We start from the raw sequence: 20,755 nt of genomic DNA on the forward strand, positions 1-20,755 counted from the left end.
AGCGACTCACGGGGCCCACGGGCGCCAGCCCTTGTCCTTCATCGTCGCGAGCGCTCGTTGCACCCAGGTGCGATGGCCGTCCAGATTGAAGTGATGGTCGTCTTGCATGCCCACACCCTCGGCCGAGACGAGCGCGAAGTTCGACACCACGCTCGGGCACCTTTCGATCTCGGGACGGATGGCGGTCGCCACGGCGCCGCCGACCACGAACTCGCCCGAGCCTTCCACCTCGTAGTCGTTCATCAATGCAGGCAGCGTGGGCTCGCCGACATCGTTGCGAATGGCGGTCACGAGAGTATTGATGCATTCGGGAAAACCGGAGCGATCGGCGGCAGTACCGTGTCGCTCGGTGATCCCGAGATAGATGAAGATACCGCCGAAGGTCACCCGCCCCTTGATAGCCTTCGGGGCGGCGATCAGCTTGTCGTAGTAGAGGCCGCCCGGAACGAACTGGGAGCAGTAGGCCGAGGGCCACCCGAATCCGAGCGAGATGAAGTAGTAGTCGGGCGCGAGCATCGCGGCTTCCTTGACCAGCGCCGTACCCGGCCCGCCGGCGTCGGTGTCACCCGCGGTTTTCGGCTCGATCGCGAGCTCCGGCGCCGAGCCAGGGTGGTACATGAAGGCGTGCGGATGGGTCTCCGTGAAATGGAACGGGCGTGAGCTCTGGGGCCTCGTGGCGCGACCGGCCATGTTGGAGTGACCGATGTGAATGAAGGCGATCGCGCGCTCCCTCGGGACGTCCACGCCTCCAAGGTTGATGGTCACGCCCGAAGGCGCCGGCCCACCGCCGGACCCCGCGTCGCTGGTCCCGCTGCTCCCGCCGCCGCCGCTCCCGCTCGCCGCGGTCATGACACCGCCGACCGAAGCTCCACCCGTGGTGGTCCCCGCTCCAGCGCCGCTCGAAGGCCCGAAGTCGTCCCCCGCCCCGACGGACTGCGTGTCGTGCGGATGCTCGGCGACCCCGCAGGCGAGCCCGCCGACCAGCGCGAACAAGGAAACGAGCGCCCACCGAGACCTGGACAGGCTCACGTTGAGAAGTGGTTTCATCGTCGACTCTCCTCCAAGTTCACCAAAATCCGCGTCGCTTCGGGGTCGAAAGGCCGGACGCGCAAGGCACGCCGTAGAAAGCCCAGGCCTTGCGCCGATTCGCCCCTTCGCAGGGCGATCAACGCCATGAGATTCAGGCTCCCGACGTCGTCGTCCTGGGAAATCAGGCTCTGCCGGGCGAGCCGCTCGGCGGCATCGAGCTCACCCGCCGCGAAGCGAAGACGCGCTTCGAGGGCCCGGGCTTGCGGCGTGTCGAGGCTCGCGAGCGTACGCTCCGCTTGCTCGAACTGACCGAGCACGCCGTGCAACGTGGCCAGGCTCAGACGTGCCGCGGCGTGCACCTTTGGGGAATCCGCGAAGCGCTGCCCCAGCTGGACCAAGGTGCGGTCCGTCTCGCTGGCTTCACGGAACGGCTGCTCCGCGACGCCGGGCGTGAGGTCGCGGCGAGCAAACAGCACCTCCGAGCCGTCCGTGTAGAGTAGCTTCCAATCAGCGCTCGCGTAGAGGTGGCCAATCAAGCGCTGGTAGCGCTCGGGGAACATCACCGGCAAGACCACGTAGGCGAAGGAATGGCGCGCCTGAAAAGCTTCGAAACGCTCTGGCTCGTCCGCGAGCCTCAGGTATTCGGCAAACTCGTCGGCGGTGCGCAACACGAGCCGAGTGTCAATGTACGGCCGAAACCGCGGATAGAGCCGCCAGATCAGGTAGCCTCCGTGATGATCGGCCGCAAAGACGTCGCCCCCGGGCAGCGCGTCGAGGCGCGCAGCGCTCTCGGCCGGCACCCGGAACGGGCTCGGATCCGCCAGCGGCGGCTCGCGCGCCGCCGCCGACGCCGAGACGAGCAGCAGCGCGCTCAGGAGCACCGCGTTGAGACCCACCGCCACGCGCACGCCCGCGCGGCGAAAGCTCGAGACACAAAGCCGCCGGAGCGCCGGGGCCAGATTGACCGCGAAGATCGGCGCCACGACCCAGTACAGCAGGAGCACGTTGCGGTTGCTCATCAGCGCCAGCCCGGCGAAGCCGAGCAGCAGCAGCGCATGGCTCAGTCTCAAGCGGCGCCCGGCCAGGAGCACGGACAGAGCGAGCAGCGCCAAACACCATTTGAAGTGCCAGAACTCGCCGTCTGACAGGCGTTCGAGCTCGAAGGGCGGCAGGTTCTCCGCCACGTCGTGGGCGAAGACCTGGTGCTCGCCGGGCAACAAGCGCCCGAGCAGCAGCGCCGGCAACGCTGCGCCGCGCAAGCCAAACGGCGTGAGACACGTCGCCAGCAAACACCCCCCTAGCGTCGCGAACAGCTGCTGTACCCGCGCCCACGGTGCCAGCGCACCGGCGTGTTCGCGCGCAAACGGCCACGCACGCGTCTGGCCAAAGCTCGCCCAGCCGAGCGCCGCCACCGCGTACGCCGCGATCACCGCGGGGCCAAGCGCCGAAAGGCCCTGGAAATTCGCCCAAACCAGCTGCGCCAAGGGCAATAGCAGCAGGTGCCGGACCCGGCCGTCGCGCCGAAAGCGCTCGAGCGCGAACCAGAAGAACGCGAGCAGGACGAGCGTGCCTATCACGGGCCGGACGAGCAAGAGCGAGCGAGCCGCCAGGAGCCCGCCGACCAGCGACGTCACGAGGAGCCCCCTCGCCCACGAGCCGCGCCGCGCTTCGAGCGCGAAGTAGAGGAAGCCCGCGCCCAGGCCGATCAGCGCGCACTTGACCAGAACAAGCCCGACGAGGCCGACCGCCTGGTGCACCGCGTACACCGCGAGCTGAAAAAGCCAGTGCACGTCGACCCAGGCACGCCCTTGCGCGCTGACCGAGAAGGGATCGGTGAACAGGAGCCCACGCCGAGCGACCATTTCGCGACCTGCCGCGAGGTGCCACCAGATGTCACCGTCGGCCGAAGGCGCGAGCCCCGTCGAGGCCGCACCCAGGCCGAGCAACGCCGCGACGAGCGGCGTGCGATGGCGGAGCAGGGCGGCGACGGGCAACATGACCACTTCTCAGAACGGTGAGACGGTGAAGCCGATGCCTGCCGTCCACGGCTGCAGGCTCGCGCCCTGGCTGCTGCTCTCGGCGCCGTCGACGACTCCGCGCTTGTCCCAGCCGAGCGGCAGCGACACGCCCCCCAGGATCGCCAGCCAGGCGTTCGACCACTCCACGGCGAGCGTGCCGGTGACTGCCCACAGCTGCACCTCCTGGTCAAGCCCACGGTCACGATCCGCACCGAAGAAATGCGACAGCGACAGGCCGAGCGACGGCACCAGCGGCCCCCAGAAATAGCCCGAGTAGCCGTAGATCGCGGCCGCCGGTGCGCGGTAGTTGCCCAGCTCGTTTTCCCCGCCGCGGTAGCCGAACGAGCCGCCCAGCACGATCAGCCCCCACGTCTTGTCGATCGTATGGTCGAGCGTCAGGCTGCCGCTCACCTTGCCAAGGCCAAGCTGCTTTTCCTGCGTGAGATAGTCGTTCTTGTACTGGGCGTCGTGCACGCCGGTCGGGACACCGACCTGCAACGTCAGGCTGGTAGAGTTGATCTCGCCGAAGCGCCGCGTGACGAACCCCGCGACGTCGCCCACGCCGGAGTTCGAGACGTCCACGGGCAGGCCGTAGTAGTCGCGGTAGTACTTGTAGAGCAGCGGAACCACGAGCCCCACATTCCATTTCTCGTTCAAATTACGCGAAACTTGAGGGCTGAGGCTGAGGTTGTAGCCGTCGTCCAGGTGAGTGTACGTGCCGAGTGTTTGCTGCTCGAATAGCCCCCCGGTCACGCTGTGGCCGATCCACTTGATTCCGCCCCCCGCGCCCGTGGAGCTACCGGCTCCGCAGCCGCCGATCGTCTCCCAGCTCGAGAGCAGGCCTTCCAGCCGTGAAACTCGTAAAGACAGCGCTGGTCCGAGCTCGGCGAGCGCGTCGCCTCGCTCGCCGAGAGTCGCCTCCAGGCGGGCCACTCGCGCATCGTTTTGCCGAGCCGCGCGCTCGGCCGCAATGAACGGAAAGCTGGCGACCGCGGCCAAACCACATGTGACCAGCCAGGCGCCCGGGACACGTAGTCGTCTGAAGTTCAATCGAGTTTCTCCCGAGCGCAAGGTCAAGCTGGGTCGACCTGGAGGCACCAATAGCGAACGCTCCCGCGATCCGTAGCGGCATATTCGTCTACGAGTGCACCTTTCCAGATGGCTTTCAGATCAGCCGTCAACTTCATCGTGTGAACGTCGCCTTGGTTGAAGCTGCGCAGCTTGCCGCCGACCTGCTCCTTCATTTTGTCCTTGATCTTGGAGCGCGGCACGAGCGGCTTGTAGTGCGCGACAAGGATGAACTGCTTGTCGAGCGGCCCGCCCTGGACCTGGTAGCGCATCACGTAGGCGTAATCGTACAGGTCATCGGGGGGCATCTTGGAGGGAATTTCAACGAGCTTTGCCGTCAATTCCAGGGGTGCCACCCCGTCCGCCCGGGCGCTCCGCTCGACACCGGCTACGGCGAGCAGCAGCATGCTCATAAACGCTTGGCGACCAAAGTGGCGTCGGCTCGAATGCATCATCGTCGAAGAATAGGGCGAGAAAGGTCGATCTCGCAACAAGGCACGCGCCGATTCTCGAAATGAAGCAACCCACGCCGGAGATCGCTCCAGGCTGTCGGCATCTTTCCACCGTGAGGGCAGCACCACCGCTGGTAATTTACGGCGGGGTGCGCGAGAGCCGCCATGGTGACCGAGCCAAGCAGCATCGCCCGCTTCCTCTCCGCGCTCGGCGAGCCGACCGACGTTCCTGGTCGCTCACCCGACCGGGGACCGCCGTACTGGAAGAACACCGTCCTGCGCCACAAGGCGCTCGGCGACGCCGCGTAGCGCATCGCGACAACATCCCGGGCCAGATCAACGCCCGGAGGGCGAGGTGTGCCCGCGGCACGCCGACGCGCCCCTTATCTCGCTCTGCGCCGGCTGCCGTAGGAAGATCCTCGCGGATCAGGAGCGGCCTTAGGCCAAGGTGACCCTCATAGGGATCAACCCGATCGGTAGCTCGTTCATTGAGGCGCTGCCCGACCTCTCCGGCCGATTCCGGATCATCCAGATGGCTCACCAGAAGGACGTCAAGATCGCCGAGCTGATCATCAAAGGAGAGCAAGCGGCGAACATCCGATTCACGCATCGCGATGAGCTCATCACGGTGCGACATGAGCCCGGGCGGCAGGCGGCTCGAGCTCGTCTCCGCCGGCACCTTCGGCGCGCCCGCGCGGCAATGGGTGCCGGGATACCCGCTCCAGTACAATCTCCTCCTGTTCTCCGGGGGGACGATGACGGTCGAGACGCGCTGCCGCGAGGAGGTGAATGGCGCGTGGCGGCACGACGCCAGGTGGCTGCAGGGGACGAGCAGAGACCCGTTGCCTCGGTATCAGATCCGGCTGGAGTGACGCGCCGCCCGCTGCCCGGCGCGCGCCGCCGCCTCAGATCACCCGGTCGACGAGCGGCTCCCCCCGCTCGAACCGCCGCAGGTTCGCCAGGAAATGCTCGACCTGCGCCATCGGCTCTTCGCGCCGCCCGCCAGCTGTGTGCGGCGTGATGGTGCAGCCCGGGGCGCGCCAGAGCGGGTGCTCCGGCGGCAGCGGCTCGGGATCCGTCACGTCGATGTACGCGCCCGCGATGCGGCGCGCCTCGAGCGCCTCGAGCAGCGCGGCCTGGTCCACCGTGACGCCCCGGCCGACGTTGTAGAACCACGCGTCCGGCCGCATCCGCCCGAGCAGCGCGGCCGAGACCAGCCGCCGCGTGCCCTCGGCCTCGGGCAGGCTCGAGACCACGTGATCCGCCCAGGCGAAGGCGTCGCCCAGCTCCTCCCTCACGACCACGCGGAAGGGCTCGCCGCCGCGGGGGCGGGCGCGCAGGACGCGCAGATCCACATCGAACGGGGCGAGCAGCTCGGCCAGGCGGCGGCCGATGGCGCCGAAGCCGAGGAGGAGCACCCGCCGGCCGCGCAGGAGCGCGCTCCTCGACCGCACGGAGGCGTCGGGCCAGCCGCGCGGACCGAGCTGGTTCTCGAGGCACTCGGGCAGCCGCCGCGAGGCCGAGAGCAGGAACGCGAGCGCGTGCTCCGCGCAGGGATCGGCGTAGACACCGCTGCTCGTCGTCAGGGCGGCGCCGCGGGCGGCGAGCGCGGCGCGCACGGCCGCCACGTCGTAGCGGGCATACCCCGCGGTGCTGAGGTGCACCCAGCGGAGCCGCGGCGCCGCGCACACGTCGTCCGGGTGCGGCTGGCCGAAGACGACCTCGGCGCCCAGGACGAGCGGATCCGGCTCGACGACGGCGAGGTTCTTCGCCGAGCGCGCCGCGGCCAGCTCGAGCGCGTGCGGCGCGACGCCCTCCGAGAGCGAGCGCGCCGCCTCCGCCGGCAGAACAACGGTGCTCGCGATGATCAGCCGATCCACCGACGCCTCCCCCCTCACCCGTGCACGGCGCGCCCGAACTCCCGCATCCACGCCTCCTCGTCGGCGGTGAGCGGGCCCTTCGCGAGCGCGTCGAGGTTCGCCTCCACCTCGGCGCGGCTCTTCGGCCCCGTCAGCGCGAGATCCACGTGCGGGCTGGAGAGCTGGAATCGATAGCAGTCGCCGGCCGTCATCGCCGGGCGATCCCAGCCCGTCGGCTGCTTCAGCAGCCGACGCCACGCCGTCGCCGTGTAGGCGAGGATGCTCGGCTTCGCGTCGCGCACGCGCGGGAAGATGTCACGCTCCGCGCCGGGGTGCGCGGCGTTGTAGCGGATCATGAGCAGGTCGAGCGGCGACGATTCGGCCAGGCTGCCTGCCCGCGCGCGGTCGTGGATGCTCACCCCGAGCGCCCGCACCTTGCCGCTCTCGCGCAGGTGCACGAGCTCGCGCTCGGTCGCGCTCGTCCAGGCAGACCCGACGCCGAGCCAGCCGAGCAGATAGACATCGAGGTGGTCGGTCCCGAGCTCCCGGAGCAGCTTCTCGGCGCCCCGGCGCACGCCCCAGCCGAACCAGCCGGCCTGCGCGAAGCCGACCACCGCCACGCTGTCGCGGCGCCCCTTCAGCGCCTCGCGCAGCGGGTTGCCGAGCCCGCCCGAGCGCATCGTCCAGAGGAAGAGGTTGACGCCCCGGTCCATCGCCGCGCGCACCCCGCCCTCGTCGATGCCGTAGTTCGCCGCGAGCCCGAGCCGGAAGATGCGCTTGCCGCGAAAGGCGGTCGGCGCGCGGTGGAGCCAGTCGTCCATGGGCCGGATCTTACATCACCTCCGTCGATGTCACCGGCTCCGGGGCGCCGCACATTCGCCGCCCACGGCCGCCCCGACCTGTGCGAGACTCCCGGGCCACCGATGGGCCAGGACTCGCCTCCCCGGTGCGCCGGCTGCAGCGCTCCGCTCCCGGAGAACGCCCGCTTCTGCCCCTCGTGCGGCCGGCTCGTCACCGCCCCGGATCCCGGCCCGGCCCTCGCCCCGACGGCGTTCCCCGCGACGCAGCCCGGCGCCGTCGGGCTGCCGCCAACCTCCCTGCCGCTGCCGCCGGTGCGGCTCTTGCCCGGGACGGAGATCAGCGTCTATCGCATCGAGTCGACGCTCGGCGAGGGCGGCATGGGCGTCGTCTACCGCGCTTACGACCGGGCGCGCGAGCGCATCGTGGCCGTCAAATGCCTGCACTCGAACCTCTGCGGCAACCCGGAGATCCGGCGGCGGTTCGCGCGGGAAGCGCGGGTGCTCCGCTCCTGGAGCCACGACAACGTGGTCGCCGTCTACGATTTCGTCGAGCGCGATCACCTGCTCGCGATCGTCATGGAGTACGTCGACGGGTCGACGCTGGTGCGGCACCTCGAGCGGTGGCGCGGACGCATCCCCTTCCAGGAGATCCGCGCGCTGTTCGGCGGCGTCCTCGAGGCGATGGACGAGGGGCACCGCATGGGCATCATCCACCGCGACCTCAAGCCCGACAACATCCTCGTCACGACCGGGAAAGACGGCCTCTCCCCCAAGATCGTCGACTTCGGCATCGCCAAGATCCTGGAGGGGACGACGTACACGCTGAGCGGCGCGTTCCTCGGGACGTGTTGTTACATGTCGCCCGAGCAGGTGAAGAGCCCCCACGCCGCGGATCGGCGCTCGGACATCTACTCTCTCGGCGTGACGCTCTACAAGCTGACGACAGGGCAGGTGCCGTTCGACAGCCCCAACCACTTCGCCGTGATGATGGCCCACGTCGCCGACGCCCCGGCGCCCCCCTCGTCGCTGCGCCCCGACATCCCGCCGGCCCTCGACCGGCTCGTGCTCGACGCGCTGTCGAAGGACCCGGCAGGGCGGCCGGCGTCGTGCGCGGAGTTCCGGGCGCGGCTCGACGAGGCGCTCTCGGAGTTCTCGCCCGCCCCGTCGCGGCCCTCGTCCGATGGGCGCGAGCTCGCGCCGACGGTCCGCGAGAAGACCGGCGAGCAGATGATCCTCGTCCCCGGCGGGCCGTTCCTGAGCGGGCAGCAGCGCAGGAAGGTCCATGTCGACGCCTTCTACATGGATCGCACGCCGGTCACGAACCGCCAGTTCAAGGCGTTCCTCGACGTGACCGGGTATCGCCCCGACGACGACGACGCGAGCCGGCTCCTCGCCCATTTCAGGCGCGGCGAGATCCCCGCGGGCCTCGAGGACCACCCGGTGGTGTACGTGTCGTGGGACGACGCGCGGGCCTACGCCAACTGGGCCGGCAAGCGCCTGCCGACCGAGGCCGAGTGGGAGAAGGCCGCGCGCGGCACCGACGGCCGCAAATACCCGTGGGGGCGCGCCGAGCCCGGGCCCACGCGCGCGAACTACGACAACCGCGAGGGCGGGACGGTGCCCGTCGGCTCGCTGCCGGGGGGCGCCTCCCCGTATGGCATCCTCGACCTCGCCGGCAACGTGTGGGAGTGGTGCGAGGACTACGACGATCCGCACTTCTACGCGGACGGCCCCTCCCACAACCCGCGCAACACGCGGCCTTCGGATCGGCCGCTGCTCGTGATGCGCGGCGGCTCGTGGATGTACGGCGCGCAGTCGCTCCGCACCTGGGCGCGCACGAGCTTCGAGGCGCACTACCGCTTCGCCGGCGGCGGCTTCCGGTGCGTGCGAACGGCCTCGGCGAGCTGAGGGCGCGGCGGCTGCTCGGCGCGCGCGCGGCGGCCCGGCGCGCGCTCGGCTCGTTCGGCGCGGGCGCGCGGCGCACGAGCGCCTGGTCAACCGGCGGCGGCGCGGATAGAACGCCGGGCGCAGATGCAGACGAACAAGGCCAGGGCGAGCGGCGGCGTCCGCGTGCGGCTGACCGGCGTCCGGCGCGTCTTCCCGGTGCTGGACGACGCGGGCCGCGGGCCGAGGGACGGCGCCCCCGGCGTGATCGCGATCGACGGCATCGATCTCGACATCGCGCCTGGCGCGTTCGTCGCGCTGCTCGGGCCCTCCGGGTGCGGCAAATCCACCCTGCTGCGGCTCGTCGCCGGGCTGGACCGCGCCGACAGCGGCGCGGCCATCGTGGAGGCCGAGGAGGCGCAGGGCGGCGGAAGCGGCGCAGGCGGCGCGCGCGCGCCCCTCGCGTACGTCTTCCAGGACGCCCACCTCCTGCCCTGGCGGAGCGTGCTCGAGAACGCCGCCCTGCCGCTCGAGCTCGCCGGCGCGCCGCTCGACGAGCGCCACGCGGCGGCGCGGGCCGCGCTCGTCCAGGTCGGCCTGGCCGACGCGGGCGCGCGCTACCCGGCCGAGCTCTCCGGCGGCATGCGCATGCGCGTATCGCTGGCCCGCGCGCTGGTCACGCGCCCGCGGCTGCTCCTGCTCGACGAGCCGTTCGCCGCGCTCGACGAGCTCACGAGGAGCCGGCTCGACGACGAGCTCCGCGCGCTCTGGGCCGAGCTCGGCATGACGGTGCTCTTCGTGACCCACTCGATCACCGAGGCCGCCTACCTCGCCGAGCGCGCCGTCGTCCTGTCCCCGCGGCCGGCGCGCGTCGTCGCCGACCGCACGCTGGCGCTGCCGGACGAGCGGACGGCCGCGCTGCGCACCGAGCCCGCGTTCGCGCGCGAGGTGCGCGCGCTGCAAGAGGCGCTGGAGAGCGGCGGGGCGTGAGGCAGGGAGGTCCCTCCCGCTCGCCTTTGCCGTCGCGCTCTTTCGGCGGCGCCGCGAGGGTCCTGACGTGCGCTACAGTCCCTCCTGCCCACCATGGCCAACGCGATCCGCATTCGCACCCAGGTCACCTCCGATATCCTCCACATCCCGGAGCTCTCGGCGCTCGCGGGCAAGAACGTCGAGGTGATCATCCTCGAGGAGGAGTCGGCCCCGCGCAGGCTCACGCCGCCGACGCGCACGCTCGGGGCGCTCCGAGGCCTGTTCGACGTCCCTGACGATTTCGACGCTTCCCTGCCCGATGACATGCTGCGCGCCTTCGAGGGAGATGGCGAGACGTGAAGCTGCTCCTTGACACCCATGTGTGGCTCTGGGCTGTGCTCACGCCGGAGCGCATCGCCGCGACGGCCCGTCAGGCCATCGAGGATCCTCACAACACCCTCCTGATCTCCGCCGCGAGCGCCTGGGAGATCGCGGTCAAGCACGCGATCGGCAAGCTCCCGCTCCCCGAGAAGCCGGAGCTCCTCGTCCCGCGGGTCATCGCCGCGCTCGAAGCGATCGAGCTCCCCGTGACCTCCCGTCACGCGATCTCGTCCGCGGCCTTGCCGTACCATCACCGAGATCCCTTCGATCGCCTCCTCGTGGCACAGGCGCTTTGCGAAGGCGCAGCGCTCGTCACAGTGGACGAGCTGCTCACTCGCTACGGCGCCACAGTGCTCTGGGCCGGATCGTGACAGGGCAGCGACGCTGGCGCCGCCAAGTCGAACCGTCGTTCCCGCGCGCCCGCTGAGCCCGGCCCCTCCCCGGAACGGCCGTCCCCACGGCCCCCAGGGCGGTCCGCGCGCCCATTCCACCGCGCGGCTGCCCTCTGCCGCAAAGCGACGTCCATCGTGGCCATCGTGGGCAGAGCTCCCACTCGCCGCACGATCCCGCGCGCGAACGCGCTTCCATGCCGACAGCGCGCTCGTACAATCGCCTCATGCCCACGTGCCCCCGGCGGTTGCTTCCCCGCGCCCTTCCTTGGTTTTTGTTCGCTGTAGCCGCCTGCGGCGGCGATCCGGATGTCGTGATGCCGCCCGGCGATGGCGGCGGGGGCGACGGCGGCGCGAGCAGCAGCTCGAGCGAAGGCGGCGGGTTCGTCGGGTCGATGGCCGCCTCGGGCGGCGCCGGCGGCGGGACTGGCTGTGAGGGCGTGAGCTGCCGGGCGGACCAGCACTGCGAGGAGGAGGACGGACAAGGCACCTGCGTCAACAACACGTGCGACGACCTCACCTGCGACGCGACCGAGGTGTGCGAGACGCCCCCGGATGCAGGGGCGCGCTGCGTCGATATCGCCTGCGAGAGCGACCTCCAGTGCGCCGTCGACCAGTTCTGCAACGGCACCATCTGCGTCGTCGACGCCTGCACGGCCGGCGCCCGGACGTGCGACGGCGACAGCCTCCGGCTGTGCGTGTCGAACGGCAGCACGACGAGCGAGCTCTTCACGTGCGGCGGAGAGGCCTACTTCGAGAGCACGTGCACCGACGACGGCGCGGGGCACGCCAGCTGCCCCTGCGAGGACGACTGGGACTGCCCGACGTACGCCGCCTGCGAGGTCGGCTCCTGCGCAGGCACCGGCGCCGCGCCCACGTGCCTCTTGCCGCCGGAGCCGTTCGCGGGCGCCCTGCCGCAGAACGAGATCCAGTGGGGAGGGCAGGACCGCGCCAACTCCGACGCCGCCAACAGCCCGTTCAAGACCTCGGCGCAGACCGTCATGACGCCGCTCGTCGCCAACCTCGACGACGACAACGGCGACGGGCTCATCAACGAGCTCGACTTCCCCGAGATCATCTTCACGACGTTCTGCGGCTCGAATTTCGGCAAGCAGGGCGTCCTCCGGGCGATCCACGGCGGCGGGCCCCGCAAGGGAGAGAATTACTTCGCGGTGCTCGGCGCGCAGGTCTGGCACGAAGGCGACCCCATCGACGCGCCCTACGCCTGCGCCGACGCGACGCTGATGCCGACCGCCGGGCTGGCGGTCGGCGATCTCGACGGCGACGGCGTCCCCGAGATCGTCGCGATCACCGCCGTCGTGACGGGGTCTGGGGCCACGGAGGTGACGAAGACAGGGCTCCAGATCTTCAGCAACACGGGCGAGACCAAGGTCCTCATGAACGAGATCTGGACGGGCTACAACGAGCCGTCGCCCGCGCTCGCCAACATCGACGGAGAGGGGCTCCCGGAGATCGTGGTCGGGCCGCACGTGTTCACGCTCAGCGTCGACAAGGACACCCGCGCGCTCTCGATCGTCGACCACTTCAAGGGCGACAAGGCGCAAGGGATACAGGGGTCACCGACGAACCCGCAGAACCGGCTCGGGCCCATCGCGTGCGTCGCGAACCTCGACGACGACCCCCGGCTGGAGATCGTCGCGGGCAGCACCGCCTACCGGCTGCCCCGCCCGCCGGCCGGCGTGACGAGCAGGGCCGGGTGCACGCCGCCCTACGCCAACGAGGACGCGACGGCGTTCTGCGAGGGGAGGCTCCTCGAGCTCTGGGACGGGCAGATCGTCAACGGCACGGCCCAGATCCCGAACGCGCAGCGAGACGGCCTCTGCGCCGTGGCCGACATCCTCGGGCGCAACCAGGCCGCCGCGCCCGGGCCGAACAACCCGCTCGATCAGCGCCCGGAGGTGATCCTGTTCAACAACGGGCACTTCTTCGTGCTCAACGGGCAGAACGGCACCATCCAGCGCCACCAGGTGATGACGGCCGAGGGCACCACCTTCGACGGCGGCGCGCCGAACGTGGACGACTTCGACGGCGACGGCTTCCCCGAGGTCGGCACGGCGTTCGGCCTCCGCTACATGATGTTCGATCTCCAGGAGCCGACGGCCGAGTGCCCGGCGTGGCCCAACGCGTTCACCGACGCGGGGATGGGGCTCCAGGGCAACCCGCCGCGGACCCCGAACGGGAAGGCGTGCACCACCGACGAGGACTGCGGCGCCCCGGGCGCGGCGACGTGCAACCAGCAGCGGGGCACCTGCGTCTGCTACCACAACGGCTGGCAGCGCTTGACCGAGGACGACTCGAGCCGCACCACCGGGTCGAGCGTGTTCGACTTCAACGGCGACGGCGCCGCCGAGGTCATCTACAACGACGAGTGCTACTTCCGCATCTACGACGGCGTGACGGCCGACGTCCTGTTCAAGGAGCACTCGCCGAGCCGCACCCGGTCCGAGTACCCGATCGTCGCCGACGTCGACAACGACGGCAACGCGGAGATCGTGTTCGGCACCTCGAACGAGTCCAACCACTGCTCGGAGGGCGCCGACTACAACAACGGCCTCGAGGTCTGGGGCGCGCAGAAGGACCTCTGGGTCTCGGCGCGCCGCATCTGGAACCAGCACAGCTACCACGTGACGAACGTGCTCGAGAACGGCGGCATCCCCGTGCGGGAGCCCGAGAGCTGGAAGGCGTACGGCGGCCGCGTCTACAACACCTACCGCTCGAACCCGCGGTCGTACGGCATCGCGCCGGATCTCGCGCTGAGCGGCATCCAGGTCTCGTCCCCGGACGCGACCTGCGGCGAGCTCACCGACGAGATCGCCATCACGGTGCGCGTCGAGAACCTCGGCGATCTCCGCGTGGGCCCTGGCGTCGCCATCAACTTCTACGGCGAGTGGGACACGCCGGACGTCGATGAGCCGCTCTACGGTGAGGACCTCGCCCCGCTGCAGTTCGTCCTCCAGAGCAGCATCGAGCCGCACAGCTCGCTGCTCCTGACGGTGAGGTACGACGCCGCGAACAACGCGCAGGGGACGCTGCCCGCCCGCCTGCGCGCGGTCGTCGACGAGGACGCCGTCGAGCGCGAGTGCCACGAGGACAACAACGCGCTCACCGCGCCGCTCGACGCCGGCAGCGCGCGCCCGGACCTCCAGATCGAGGTCGGCCGGGTGACCGGCGCGAAGTGCAACAGGAAGCAGGTCGACGTCCCGACGACCGTCACCAACGCCGGCTCCGCGCCGGCCAGCGACGTGCGGATCCGGTACTACGCGGGCGATCCCGGCCAGGGCGGGACGGTGCTCCACGAGGAGGTCATCCCGGGGCCGATCGCGCCCGGGGCGAGCGTGGATCTCACCGCCACCATCGAGCAGTTCCCGTCGAATCTGTCGATCCTGATCTACGCCGTCGTCGATCCGGACGGGGCGATCGACGAGTGCAACGACGGGAACAACAAGGACGCCGCCTCGGACAAGCTCCTGTGCCCGGAGATCAATTGACGCGCCGGCGTCCGGCCGGCGGGCCTCCCCGCCGGCCGGGCGCGCGCCGCGCCGGCGTCGCGCGCCGCGCTGACGCACGAACACAGGCTCCCGCCCGGAGCGCGGTGCTATGCCTGTGCGCCCCGCCGCGCCGCTGACGGCGCGCCGCCCCGGCGCGCGGAGCCCCGCGCCCCGCGCGCCGCGACCCAAGCCCCCACAGCGCCATGCTCGGAACCTCGAACCTCGCAAAATCATTCGGTGATCGGACCCTCTTCGAGGGCGTCTCGCTCAAGCTGAACGCCGGGTCCCGCTACGGCCTGGTGGGCGCGAACGGCTCGGGGAAGACCACCTTCCTGAAGATCGTGGCGGGCGACGAGCCCGCGAGCGACGGGAGCGTCAGCTTCCCGAAGGACGCCCGCGTGGGTGTGCTCCGGCAGGACCGGTTCCTCAGCGACGACCAGATCATCCTGGATCTCGCGATGATGGGTGATCGCGTCGTGTGGGAGGCGCTCGTCGAGTCGCGGCAGCTCGCGGAGGACGGCGGCGACGCCGGCCGGGTGGCCGACCTGGAGGATCGCATCCGCGCCCACGACGGGTACACGCTGGAGGCGCGCGCGAGCGCCGTCCTCGAGGGGCTCGGCATCCCCGTGGAGGCGCACCGGAGGCCGCTCTCCACGCTCTCGGGCGGCTTCAAGCTGCGCGTGCTGCTCGCGCAGGTGCTCCTCGGCGGCGCGGACGTGCTGCTGCTCGACGAGCCCACGAACCACCTCGACATCCTCTCCATCCGCTGGCTCGAGAAGTTCCTCGCCGGCTACAAGGGCTGCGCGCTCGTCATCTCCCACGACCAGCGCTTCCTCGACAACGTCGCCACGCACATCCTCGACGTCGACTACGAGACCATCACGCTCTACACGGGCAACTACGCCGCGTTCGTCGTCGAAAAGCAGGCGATCCGCGAGCGCAAGCAGGCCGAGATCGCCCGCGCCGAGAAGATCATCGCGGACAAGCGCGCGTTCGTGGAGCGGTTCGGCGCGAAGGCGACGAAGGCGCGCCAGGCGCAGAGCCGGCTCAAGCAGATCGAGAAGATCGAGGTCGAGGAGCTCGCCGACACGTCGCGGCGTTCACCGGTGTTCCGGTTCGCGATCCAGAGGCCGAGCGGGCGCGACGTGCTCGAGGCGAAGGGGATCTCGAAATCGTACGGCGCGAAGCAGGTGCTGCGCGACGTCTCGCTGTCGGTGCGGCGGGGCGAGCGGGTCGCGGTGATCGGGCCGAACGGGCTCGGCAAATCGACCCTGCTCAAGATCCTCGTGGGCCGGCTCGCGGCCGACGCCGGCGGCGCGTCGTGGGGGCACGAGGCCCGCGTCGGCTACTTCGCGCAGGATCACCGCGAGCTGCTCGTCGACGGGTCGATGACGCCGCTCTCCTTCCTGTGGGCGGCGTGCCCCGACGAGTCGCCGAGCTACGTCCGCGGCCAGCTCGGCAAGGCGCTGTTCTCTGGCAACGACGTCGAGAAGAGCGTGGGCTCGCTCTCCGGCGGCGAGGCGGCGCGGCTCATCTTCTGCCGGATCATCGTCGAGCGGCCCAACGTGCTCGTGCTCGACGAGCCGACCAACCACCTCGATCTCGAGGCGATCCAGGGGCTCGTCGAGGGGCTCAAGGCGTTCGAGGGGACGGTGCTCTTCGTCTCGCACGATCGCTATTTCGTGTCCGAGCTGGCGACGCGCATCCTCGAGGTCACGCCGAGCGGGCCGCGCGATTTCCCAGGCACCTACGAGGAGTACCTGGCCGGCTGCGGCGACGATCACCTCGACGCCGACACGGTGGTGCTCAAGGCGAAGCGCGACCACCAGAAGGCGGCCGCGCCGGCCGAGGCGGGCGGCTCCTGGGAGGAGCAGAAGCGGCGTCGCAACCGGCAGAAGGAGCTGCCCGCGCGGCGCGACAAGGTGCTCGCGTCCATCGAGGCGGCCGAGGCGCGAAAGAAGGCGATCCACGACCTCTACTGCAGCGACGGCTTCTTCGAGCGCACCGGGCAGGCCGAGATCGCGGCGCTCCAGGCCGAGGACGAGGCGCTCGGGCCGCGCATCGACGCGCTCATGGCGGAGTGGGAGCAGATCGAGCAGGAGATCGCGGAGCTCGGGGCGGTCCAGGCGCAGTGAGGTCCTGCCGGGTTGCCCGGCCCCGGGAGAGGGGGTCCGCCGCGCGGCGCGGGGGCCCCGCCGAACTCGCCTGAGACGATGATCCTCCGGCTTCGCCGGAGGATCATCGTCTCAGGCTCAAACATCGGCCCATCCCCCGCGCCGCGCGGCGGACCCCCTCTCCCGGGGCCTACCGGTGCTCTGTTGATGACCCGCTCAGCACGCGGCGGCTCCCCTGGGCGACGCGAGCGGCGGCTCCCCTTGGCGACGCGAGCGGCGGCTCACCCGCACAGGAGACGGGCCCAGATCGGCGTTTTCGGCGCGGAAGCGCACTCAAGTGCGCTGAGCACCGAAAACGTCGAGGTGGGCCCGTATCCGAAGCGGGTGAGCCGTCGCTCAGTGACTTCTTGTCTTGCGGCTGGCCATGTCGATGCCGACGGCCAGGATGAGGATGATGCCCTTGATGATCGGCTGCCAGAAGCTCTCCGTGTTCATCAGGCTCATGCCGTTGTCGAGCGAGGCCATGACGAGCGCGCCGAGCAGCGCGCCCCAGATGGTGCCCTGACCGCCGAGGAGCGACGTGCCGCCGATCACGGCGGCCGCGATCGCGTCGAGCTCCATCATCCGGCCGGCGTCCGAGGTCGCGGAGCCGACGCGGGCGGTGAGCACCACGCCCGCGATGCCCGCCATCACGCCCATCAGCGTGAACACGGCGATGAGGTGACGATCGATGCTGATGCCGGAGTAGAAGGCCGCCTCTCGGTTGCCGCCGATCGCGTAGAGGTGCCGCCCGAACGTCGTGTGCTTCGCGAGCACCGTGAACGCGGTCGCGAGCACGAGCACGACCAGCACGGGGAACGGGACTCCCTCGTAGGAGTTCATCAGGGCGGCGAACGCGACGGAGAACACGGCGAGCCCGATCCACGGGTAGCGCGCCGAGCCGGTCGCGCGCGCCGCCTTGTACAGCAGCCCGACGCAGAGGACGCCAGCGCCCGCCCAGCCGAGGGCGTGCGGCACGTACGCCTGGCCCACGAACAGGTAAGGACGTGCCGGCGAGATGGACACACCGCCCGTCAAGCCGAGCATGGATCCCTGGAAGATGAGCATCCCGCCGAGCGTGACGATGAAGGGGGGAATCCGCAGCCGCGCCACGAGGGTGCCCTGCACGAAGCCAAGGACGGCCCCGAGCAGGAGCGGCAGGACGAAGGCGGCCGGCAGCGGCCAGCCGAGGCTCACGTAGATCATCGCCGATGAGGCGCCGAGCAGACCGGCGAGCGCGCCCACCGAGAGATCGATCTGCCCCGAGACGATGACCATCACCATGCCGATGGCCAGGATCGAGGTCACCGACATCTGCCGCGCGAGGAGCGTCAGGTTGCGCGGCGTCACGAACGTCCCATCCGTCGTGATGGAGAAGGCAATCCAGATCGCGATGAGCGAGCCCACCATCGAGAGGGCGCGCCAGGGGATACGCACGCGAAGCTTGGCCTCGCTCATTCCATCACCTTCCTCGTTGCAGCAGCCATCACGCGCTCCGCGGTCGCGTCCTTCCGATCGAGGCAGGCCGTCGGCCTGCCCTGGTTGAGGACCAGCACGCGGTGGCTCATGCCGAGCAGCTCCGGTAGATCGGAGGACACGAGCACCACCGCGAGCCCATCCGAAGCGAGCTTGTGGATGAGCTGGTAGATCTCCGCCTTCGCACCGACGTCGATTCCCCGGGTCGGCTCGTCGAGCAGCAGCACGCGCGGCCCCGTCATCAGCCATTTGCCGATCACGATCTTCTGCTGGTTGCCGCCCGAGAGCTGGTTCGCGAGCGCGAGCGGCCCAGACGCCTTGGTCCGGAGCGCCTTCATCTGCTCGACCGCAGTGACCTCCCGATCGGCGTGATCGAGGAAGAGCCCCTTGACGAACCGCCGCAGGGTCGCGAGCGTGATGTTGTCGAGGAGGGTCGCCTCGAGCACGAGGCCGTAGCGCTTGCGATCCTCGCTGACGAGCGCGATGCCCGCGTCGATCGCCTGCGCAGGCTCCTTGAACGGCGGCGTCGCGGGCCCGCCTCGGACCGAGATCGCGCCGGTGACGCGGCTCGTTGCAGCGCCAAATATCGTCGAGAGGAGCGCGGTGCGGCCGGCGCCCATGAGGCCGCCGACGCCCAGCACCTCGCCGGCGCGCACCTCGAAGCTCACGTCGCGCAGCACGTACCGCCCGGGGTGCCCCGCGTCCTCGACCGACCAGCCCTGGACCGACATCGCGACAGGGCCCTCCGGCGGCGGGGGGCAGGGATAGAGGTTCGTCACCTCGCGGCCGACCATGTACGAGATGACGTTGTCGGGCGTGAGCGCGGTCCGCGGCTGGGTCGTGATCGACTTCCCGTCACGGAGGACCGTGATGCGATCGGCGATCTCGAAGACCTCCTCGAGCCGGTGGCTGATGTAGATGCAGGAGACGCCGCGGGCGCGCAGGTCGCGGAGCAGGCCGAGCAACGTCCTCACGCCAGACTCGGTGAGCGCCGCCGTGGGCTCGTCGAGGACGAGGATCTTCGCGTCCTTGAGCAGCGCCTTCGCGATCTCGACCATCTGCTGCTGGCCGATGCCCAGCTCCTTGATCGGGCGCTCGGGATCGATGTCGAGCCCGACGCGCGCGAGCGCCTCCCGCGCCACGGCCCGCACCGCGTCCCAGTCGATGAGCCCCCCGCGGATGGGCTCGCGCCCGAGCACGAGGTTCTCGGCGACGGTGAGATCGGGCACGAGCGCGAGCTCCTGCGCGATCAGCGCGATCCGGTGCTCCTCGGCGCTGCGCATGCTGCTGAACTGCACGACGCCGCCGTTCAAGCGGATCTCGCCGCCGTAGGTGCCTGCGGGGTAGTAGCCGCAGAGGATCTTGATGAGGGTACTCTTACCCGCGCCGTTCTCGCCGCAGAGGGCGTGAATCTCGCCTTCCTGGAGGTCGAACGAGACGCCATCGAGGGCTTTCACCCCGGGGAACTGCTTCGTGATCGATGCGAGCTCGAGGAGAGGCATTGTCCTGGGCGCAAGGGGCGTCAGCGCGCGGCCACGTTCGCCTGGGAGGGGCCTGCGATGCAAGCACTTTGTTGGAAGCGCGAAGAGGAGCTGGGCGCTCGGGTCGCCGCGTGACGCGCGACGCGGGTCACGCGGCGCGCGTCACGCGTGTTCCCTGGGAAGCGCGGGGGGCGAAGAGTGGATGAGAGCCCCCGGCGCGAGGGCTCCCGGGGCGGCCCGGGCGAGGGCGCTCAGTTGTAGAAGCCGAGGTCGTCGATGTAGAGGTCGAACTTGGGCGCGATGCCGATCTGGAACTGGATCGCGTAGAGCTTCGTCGCGTCGATCTGGTCGGTGCCCGCCGGATCGCCCCAGCCGCCCTGCTTCAGGTCCGCGAAGGGAATCGTGAACTGCTGCCACTCCTCGGTGACGGCGAGCGACTTTTGCCACGCGTCGCACTCCGAGCAGGAGCCGCCGGTCGGATCCGTGCCCGGATCGGAGATCAGGACGGTCACGCTCGTGCCGGAGCCCGGGCCGAGTTTGGCCCAGAACGTGATTCCGGTGTACGCCGAGGCGTCATAGGCGGCCTTGGCCCCCTCGGGGCTGTTCAGATCGAAGCCGAAGCCAGCGCCCCACGTCTCGAAGCCCTCTCCCCACGAGCGCGCCGCGTACGTGCTCTGCGAGCGCGCCGGCTCGAGCGCCGTCATCGTGAAAGGCTCCTCCCCGGTCCCTTCCGGATCGGGCGGCGGCGTCTGCGTGGCCCCCTCTGACCCGTCATTGAAGGTGTACCAGTAACCGACCCGCCCGCCCTTGGCGAGGATGGCGTTGTCGTTGTCCTCCATGTCATCGATCATCTCGATCGTCTGAGGGCCGGCGCCCGAGCCCGTCGAGGCCGAGGTGCTCGCGGCCGTCGAGGTCGTGGTGGGATCGGTGGTCCCCGTGCTCGCCGCCGTCGTGGTCGACGGATCCACGCTGCCCGAGGAGGTGGTGCTGCCGGCGCTGCCAGCGCCCCCGCTCCCGCCGCCGCCACCATCGTCGTCGCCGCCGCACGCCGCGAACGCCGCGACAGCCAGTCCACACACCGTCAAGTTAAAGGCACGCAGGAAAATTCTAGTCTTCATACGTTCATATCTCCGAACCTAGGTTATGCTAATCAGCGCTCGCGCTGGGCCGGACGTCAATTGAATCAAGGAGCGTCCTGGCGCGGCGAGTATCGCCTGGAAGTTCAGGCCCTGCAACCTTCTTCTTCCTTCTCTGCAATCCGTCTTTCTCTTCGTTCGCCTTCGTTCG

At 70.2% G+C, this 20,755-nt stretch carries 17 protein-coding genes; 8 read left to right on the top strand and 9 right to left on the bottom strand.

Translation table 11 applies throughout. From position 1 onward, the window contains the following. Positions 1-6 precede the first annotated feature (6 nt). The 4 genes from POL72_RS07905 to POL72_RS07920 are packed head-to-tail and all read right to left on the bottom strand — an operon-like array spanning position 7 to position 4,528. A complete protein-coding gene (locus POL72_RS07905; protein WP_272094419.1) occupies positions 7-1,047 on the bottom strand; it encodes a sialate O-acetylesterase in 1,041 nt (346 codons plus the stop codon). Continuing rightward, positions 1,044-3,026 carry a tetratricopeptide repeat protein gene (locus POL72_RS07910; RefSeq protein ID WP_272094420.1) on the bottom strand — a complete coding sequence of 661 codons (1,983 nt, stop codon included), beginning with the start codon at positions 3,024-3,026 and terminating at the stop codon, positions 1,044-1,046. Before POL72_RS07910 ends, POL72_RS07905 begins: the two co-directional genes overlap by 4 nt. Positions 3,027-3,035: 9 nt before the next feature. Continuing rightward, positions 3,036-4,097, bottom strand: coding sequence for a hypothetical protein (locus POL72_RS07915; RefSeq protein WP_272094421.1), 1,062 nt, complete (start codon positions 4,095-4,097; stop codon positions 3,036-3,038). 23 nt (positions 4,098-4,120) lie between these two features. Further along, positions 4,121-4,528: a hypothetical protein gene (locus POL72_RS07920; protein WP_272094422.1), complete on the bottom strand. Its 408-nt coding sequence runs from the start codon at positions 4,526-4,528 to the stop codon at positions 4,121-4,123. A gap of 204 nt (positions 4,529-4,732) precedes the next feature. Here POL72_RS07920 and POL72_RS07925 point away from each other — a divergent pair, with 204 nt between their 5' ends. Continuing rightward, positions 4,733-4,876 (top strand): hypothetical protein, encoded by a 144-nt coding sequence (locus POL72_RS07925; protein ID WP_272094423.1) that lies wholly within the window; start codon positions 4,733-4,735, stop codon positions 4,874-4,876. 305 nt (positions 4,877-5,181) lie between these two features. Then, complete coding sequence (locus POL72_RS07930) at positions 5,182-5,439, top strand: hypothetical protein (RefSeq protein WP_272094424.1); 258 nt, start codon at positions 5,182-5,184, stop codon at positions 5,437-5,439. A 33-nt stretch (positions 5,440-5,472) separates the two neighbouring features. Here the strand turns inward: POL72_RS07930 and POL72_RS07935 are convergent, their stop codons facing one another. Further along, positions 5,473-6,447: an NAD(P)-dependent oxidoreductase gene (locus POL72_RS07935; protein WP_272094425.1), complete on the bottom strand. Its 975-nt coding sequence runs from the start codon at positions 6,445-6,447 to the stop codon at positions 5,473-5,475. A gap of 14 nt (positions 6,448-6,461) precedes the next feature. Beyond that, positions 6,462-7,247 (bottom strand): aldo/keto reductase, encoded by a 786-nt coding sequence (locus POL72_RS07940; RefSeq protein ID WP_272094426.1) that lies wholly within the window; start codon positions 7,245-7,247, stop codon positions 6,462-6,464. A gap of 102 nt (positions 7,248-7,349) precedes the next feature. Here POL72_RS07940 and POL72_RS07945 point away from each other — a divergent pair, with 102 nt between their 5' ends. The 6 genes from POL72_RS07945 (at position 7,350) to POL72_RS07970 (ending at position 16,493) form a co-directional block, all read left to right on the top strand. Then, positions 7,350-9,134, top strand: coding sequence for a bifunctional serine/threonine-protein kinase/formylglycine-generating enzyme family protein (locus POL72_RS07945; protein ID WP_272094427.1), 1,785 nt, complete (start codon positions 7,350-7,352; stop codon positions 9,132-9,134). A gap of 123 nt (positions 9,135-9,257) precedes the next feature. After that, positions 9,258-10,100, top strand: coding sequence for an ABC transporter ATP-binding protein (locus tag POL72_RS07950; RefSeq protein WP_272094428.1), 843 nt, complete (start codon positions 9,258-9,260; stop codon positions 10,098-10,100). Positions 10,101-10,193: 93 nt separating this feature from the next. Beyond that, entirely contained in the window at positions 10,194-10,439 is a 246-nt protein-coding gene (locus POL72_RS07955) for a hypothetical protein (RefSeq protein WP_272094429.1), read from the top strand. Next, entirely contained in the window at positions 10,436-10,831 is a 396-nt protein-coding gene (locus tag POL72_RS07960; protein WP_272094430.1) for a type II toxin-antitoxin system VapC family toxin, read from the top strand. The genes POL72_RS07955 and POL72_RS07960 overlap by 4 nt, the downstream gene beginning before the upstream one ends. Before the next feature lie 335 nt (positions 10,832-11,166). Beyond that, positions 11,167-14,358 (top strand): CARDB domain-containing protein, encoded by a 3,192-nt coding sequence (locus tag POL72_RS07965; protein ID WP_272094431.1) that lies wholly within the window; start codon positions 11,167-11,169, stop codon positions 14,356-14,358. 203 nt (positions 14,359-14,561) lie between these two features. Next, positions 14,562-16,493: an ABC-F family ATP-binding cassette domain-containing protein gene (locus tag POL72_RS07970; RefSeq protein WP_272094432.1), complete on the top strand. Its 1,932-nt coding sequence runs from the start codon at positions 14,562-14,564 to the stop codon at positions 16,491-16,493. A 375-nt stretch (positions 16,494-16,868) separates the two neighbouring features. Here POL72_RS07970 and POL72_RS07975 read toward each other — a convergent pair whose 3' ends face one another. The 3 genes from POL72_RS07975 to POL72_RS07985 all read right to left on the bottom strand — a co-directional run bounded on the left by POL72_RS07975 (position 16,869) and on the right by POL72_RS07985 (position 20,586). Further along, positions 16,869-17,969, bottom strand: coding sequence for a sugar ABC transporter permease (locus tag POL72_RS07975; protein ID WP_272094433.1), 1,101 nt, complete (start codon positions 17,967-17,969; stop codon positions 16,869-16,871). Continuing rightward, positions 17,966-19,444, bottom strand: a complete 1,479-nt coding sequence (locus POL72_RS07980) for a sugar ABC transporter ATP-binding protein (protein WP_506377470.1) — start codon at positions 19,442-19,444, stop codon at positions 17,966-17,968. The genes POL72_RS07975 and POL72_RS07980 overlap by 4 nt, the downstream gene beginning before the upstream one ends. A 275-nt stretch (positions 19,445-19,719) precedes the next feature. Continuing rightward, entirely contained in the window at positions 19,720-20,586 is an 867-nt protein-coding gene (locus POL72_RS07985; protein ID WP_272094435.1) for a CIA30 family protein, read from the bottom strand. Positions 20,587-20,755 lie beyond the last annotated feature (169 nt).

This window comes from Sorangium aterium (assembly GCF_028368935.1).
Classification (GTDB): Bacteria; Myxococcota_A; Polyangia; order Polyangiales; family Polyangiaceae; genus Sorangium; species Sorangium atrum.

What these genes read in the sequence shown, in the direction of transcription:
- POL72_RS07910 (WP_272094420.1), bottom strand. Translation starts at nt 3,026, where the DNA reads ATGTTGCCCGTCGCCGCCCTGCTCCGCCATCGCACGCCGCTCGTCGCG.
- POL72_RS07940 (WP_272094426.1), bottom strand. Translation starts at nt 7,247, where the DNA reads ATGGACGACTGGCTCCACCGCGCGCCGACCGCCTTTCGCGGCAAGCGC.
- POL72_RS07955 (WP_272094429.1), top strand. Translation starts at nt 10,194, where the DNA reads ATGGCCAACGCGATCCGCATTCGCACCCAGGTCACCTCCGATATCCTC.
- POL72_RS07925 (WP_272094423.1), top strand. Translation starts at nt 4,733, where the DNA reads ATGGTGACCGAGCCAAGCAGCATCGCCCGCTTCCTCTCCGCGCTCGGC.
- POL72_RS07945 (WP_272094427.1), top strand. Translation starts at nt 7,350, where the DNA reads ATGGGCCAGGACTCGCCTCCCCGGTGCGCCGGCTGCAGCGCTCCGCTC.
- POL72_RS07930 (WP_272094424.1), top strand. Translation starts at nt 5,182, where the DNA reads ATGAGCTCATCACGGTGCGACATGAGCCCGGGCGGCAGGCGGCTCGAG.
- POL72_RS07965 (WP_272094431.1), top strand. Translation starts at nt 11,167, where the DNA reads ATGCCGCCCGGCGATGGCGGCGGGGGCGACGGCGGCGCGAGCAGCAGC.
- POL72_RS07905 (WP_272094419.1), bottom strand. Translation starts at nt 1,047, where the DNA reads ATGAAACCACTTCTCAACGTGAGCCTGTCCAGGTCTCGGTGGGCGCTC.
- POL72_RS07975 (WP_272094433.1), bottom strand. Translation starts at nt 17,969, where the DNA reads ATGAGCGAGGCCAAGCTTCGCGTGCGTATCCCCTGGCGCGCCCTCTCG.
- POL72_RS07985 (WP_272094435.1), bottom strand. Translation starts at nt 20,586, where the DNA reads ATGAAGACTAGAATTTTCCTGCGTGCCTTTAACTTGACGGTGTGTGGA.
- POL72_RS07970 (WP_272094432.1), top strand. Translation starts at nt 14,562, where the DNA reads ATGCTCGGAACCTCGAACCTCGCAAAATCATTCGGTGATCGGACCCTC.
- POL72_RS07950 (WP_272094428.1), top strand. Translation starts at nt 9,258, where the DNA reads ATGCAGACGAACAAGGCCAGGGCGAGCGGCGGCGTCCGCGTGCGGCTG.
- POL72_RS07920 (WP_272094422.1), bottom strand. Translation starts at nt 4,528, where the DNA reads ATGAGCATGCTGCTGCTCGCCGTAGCCGGTGTCGAGCGGAGCGCCCGG.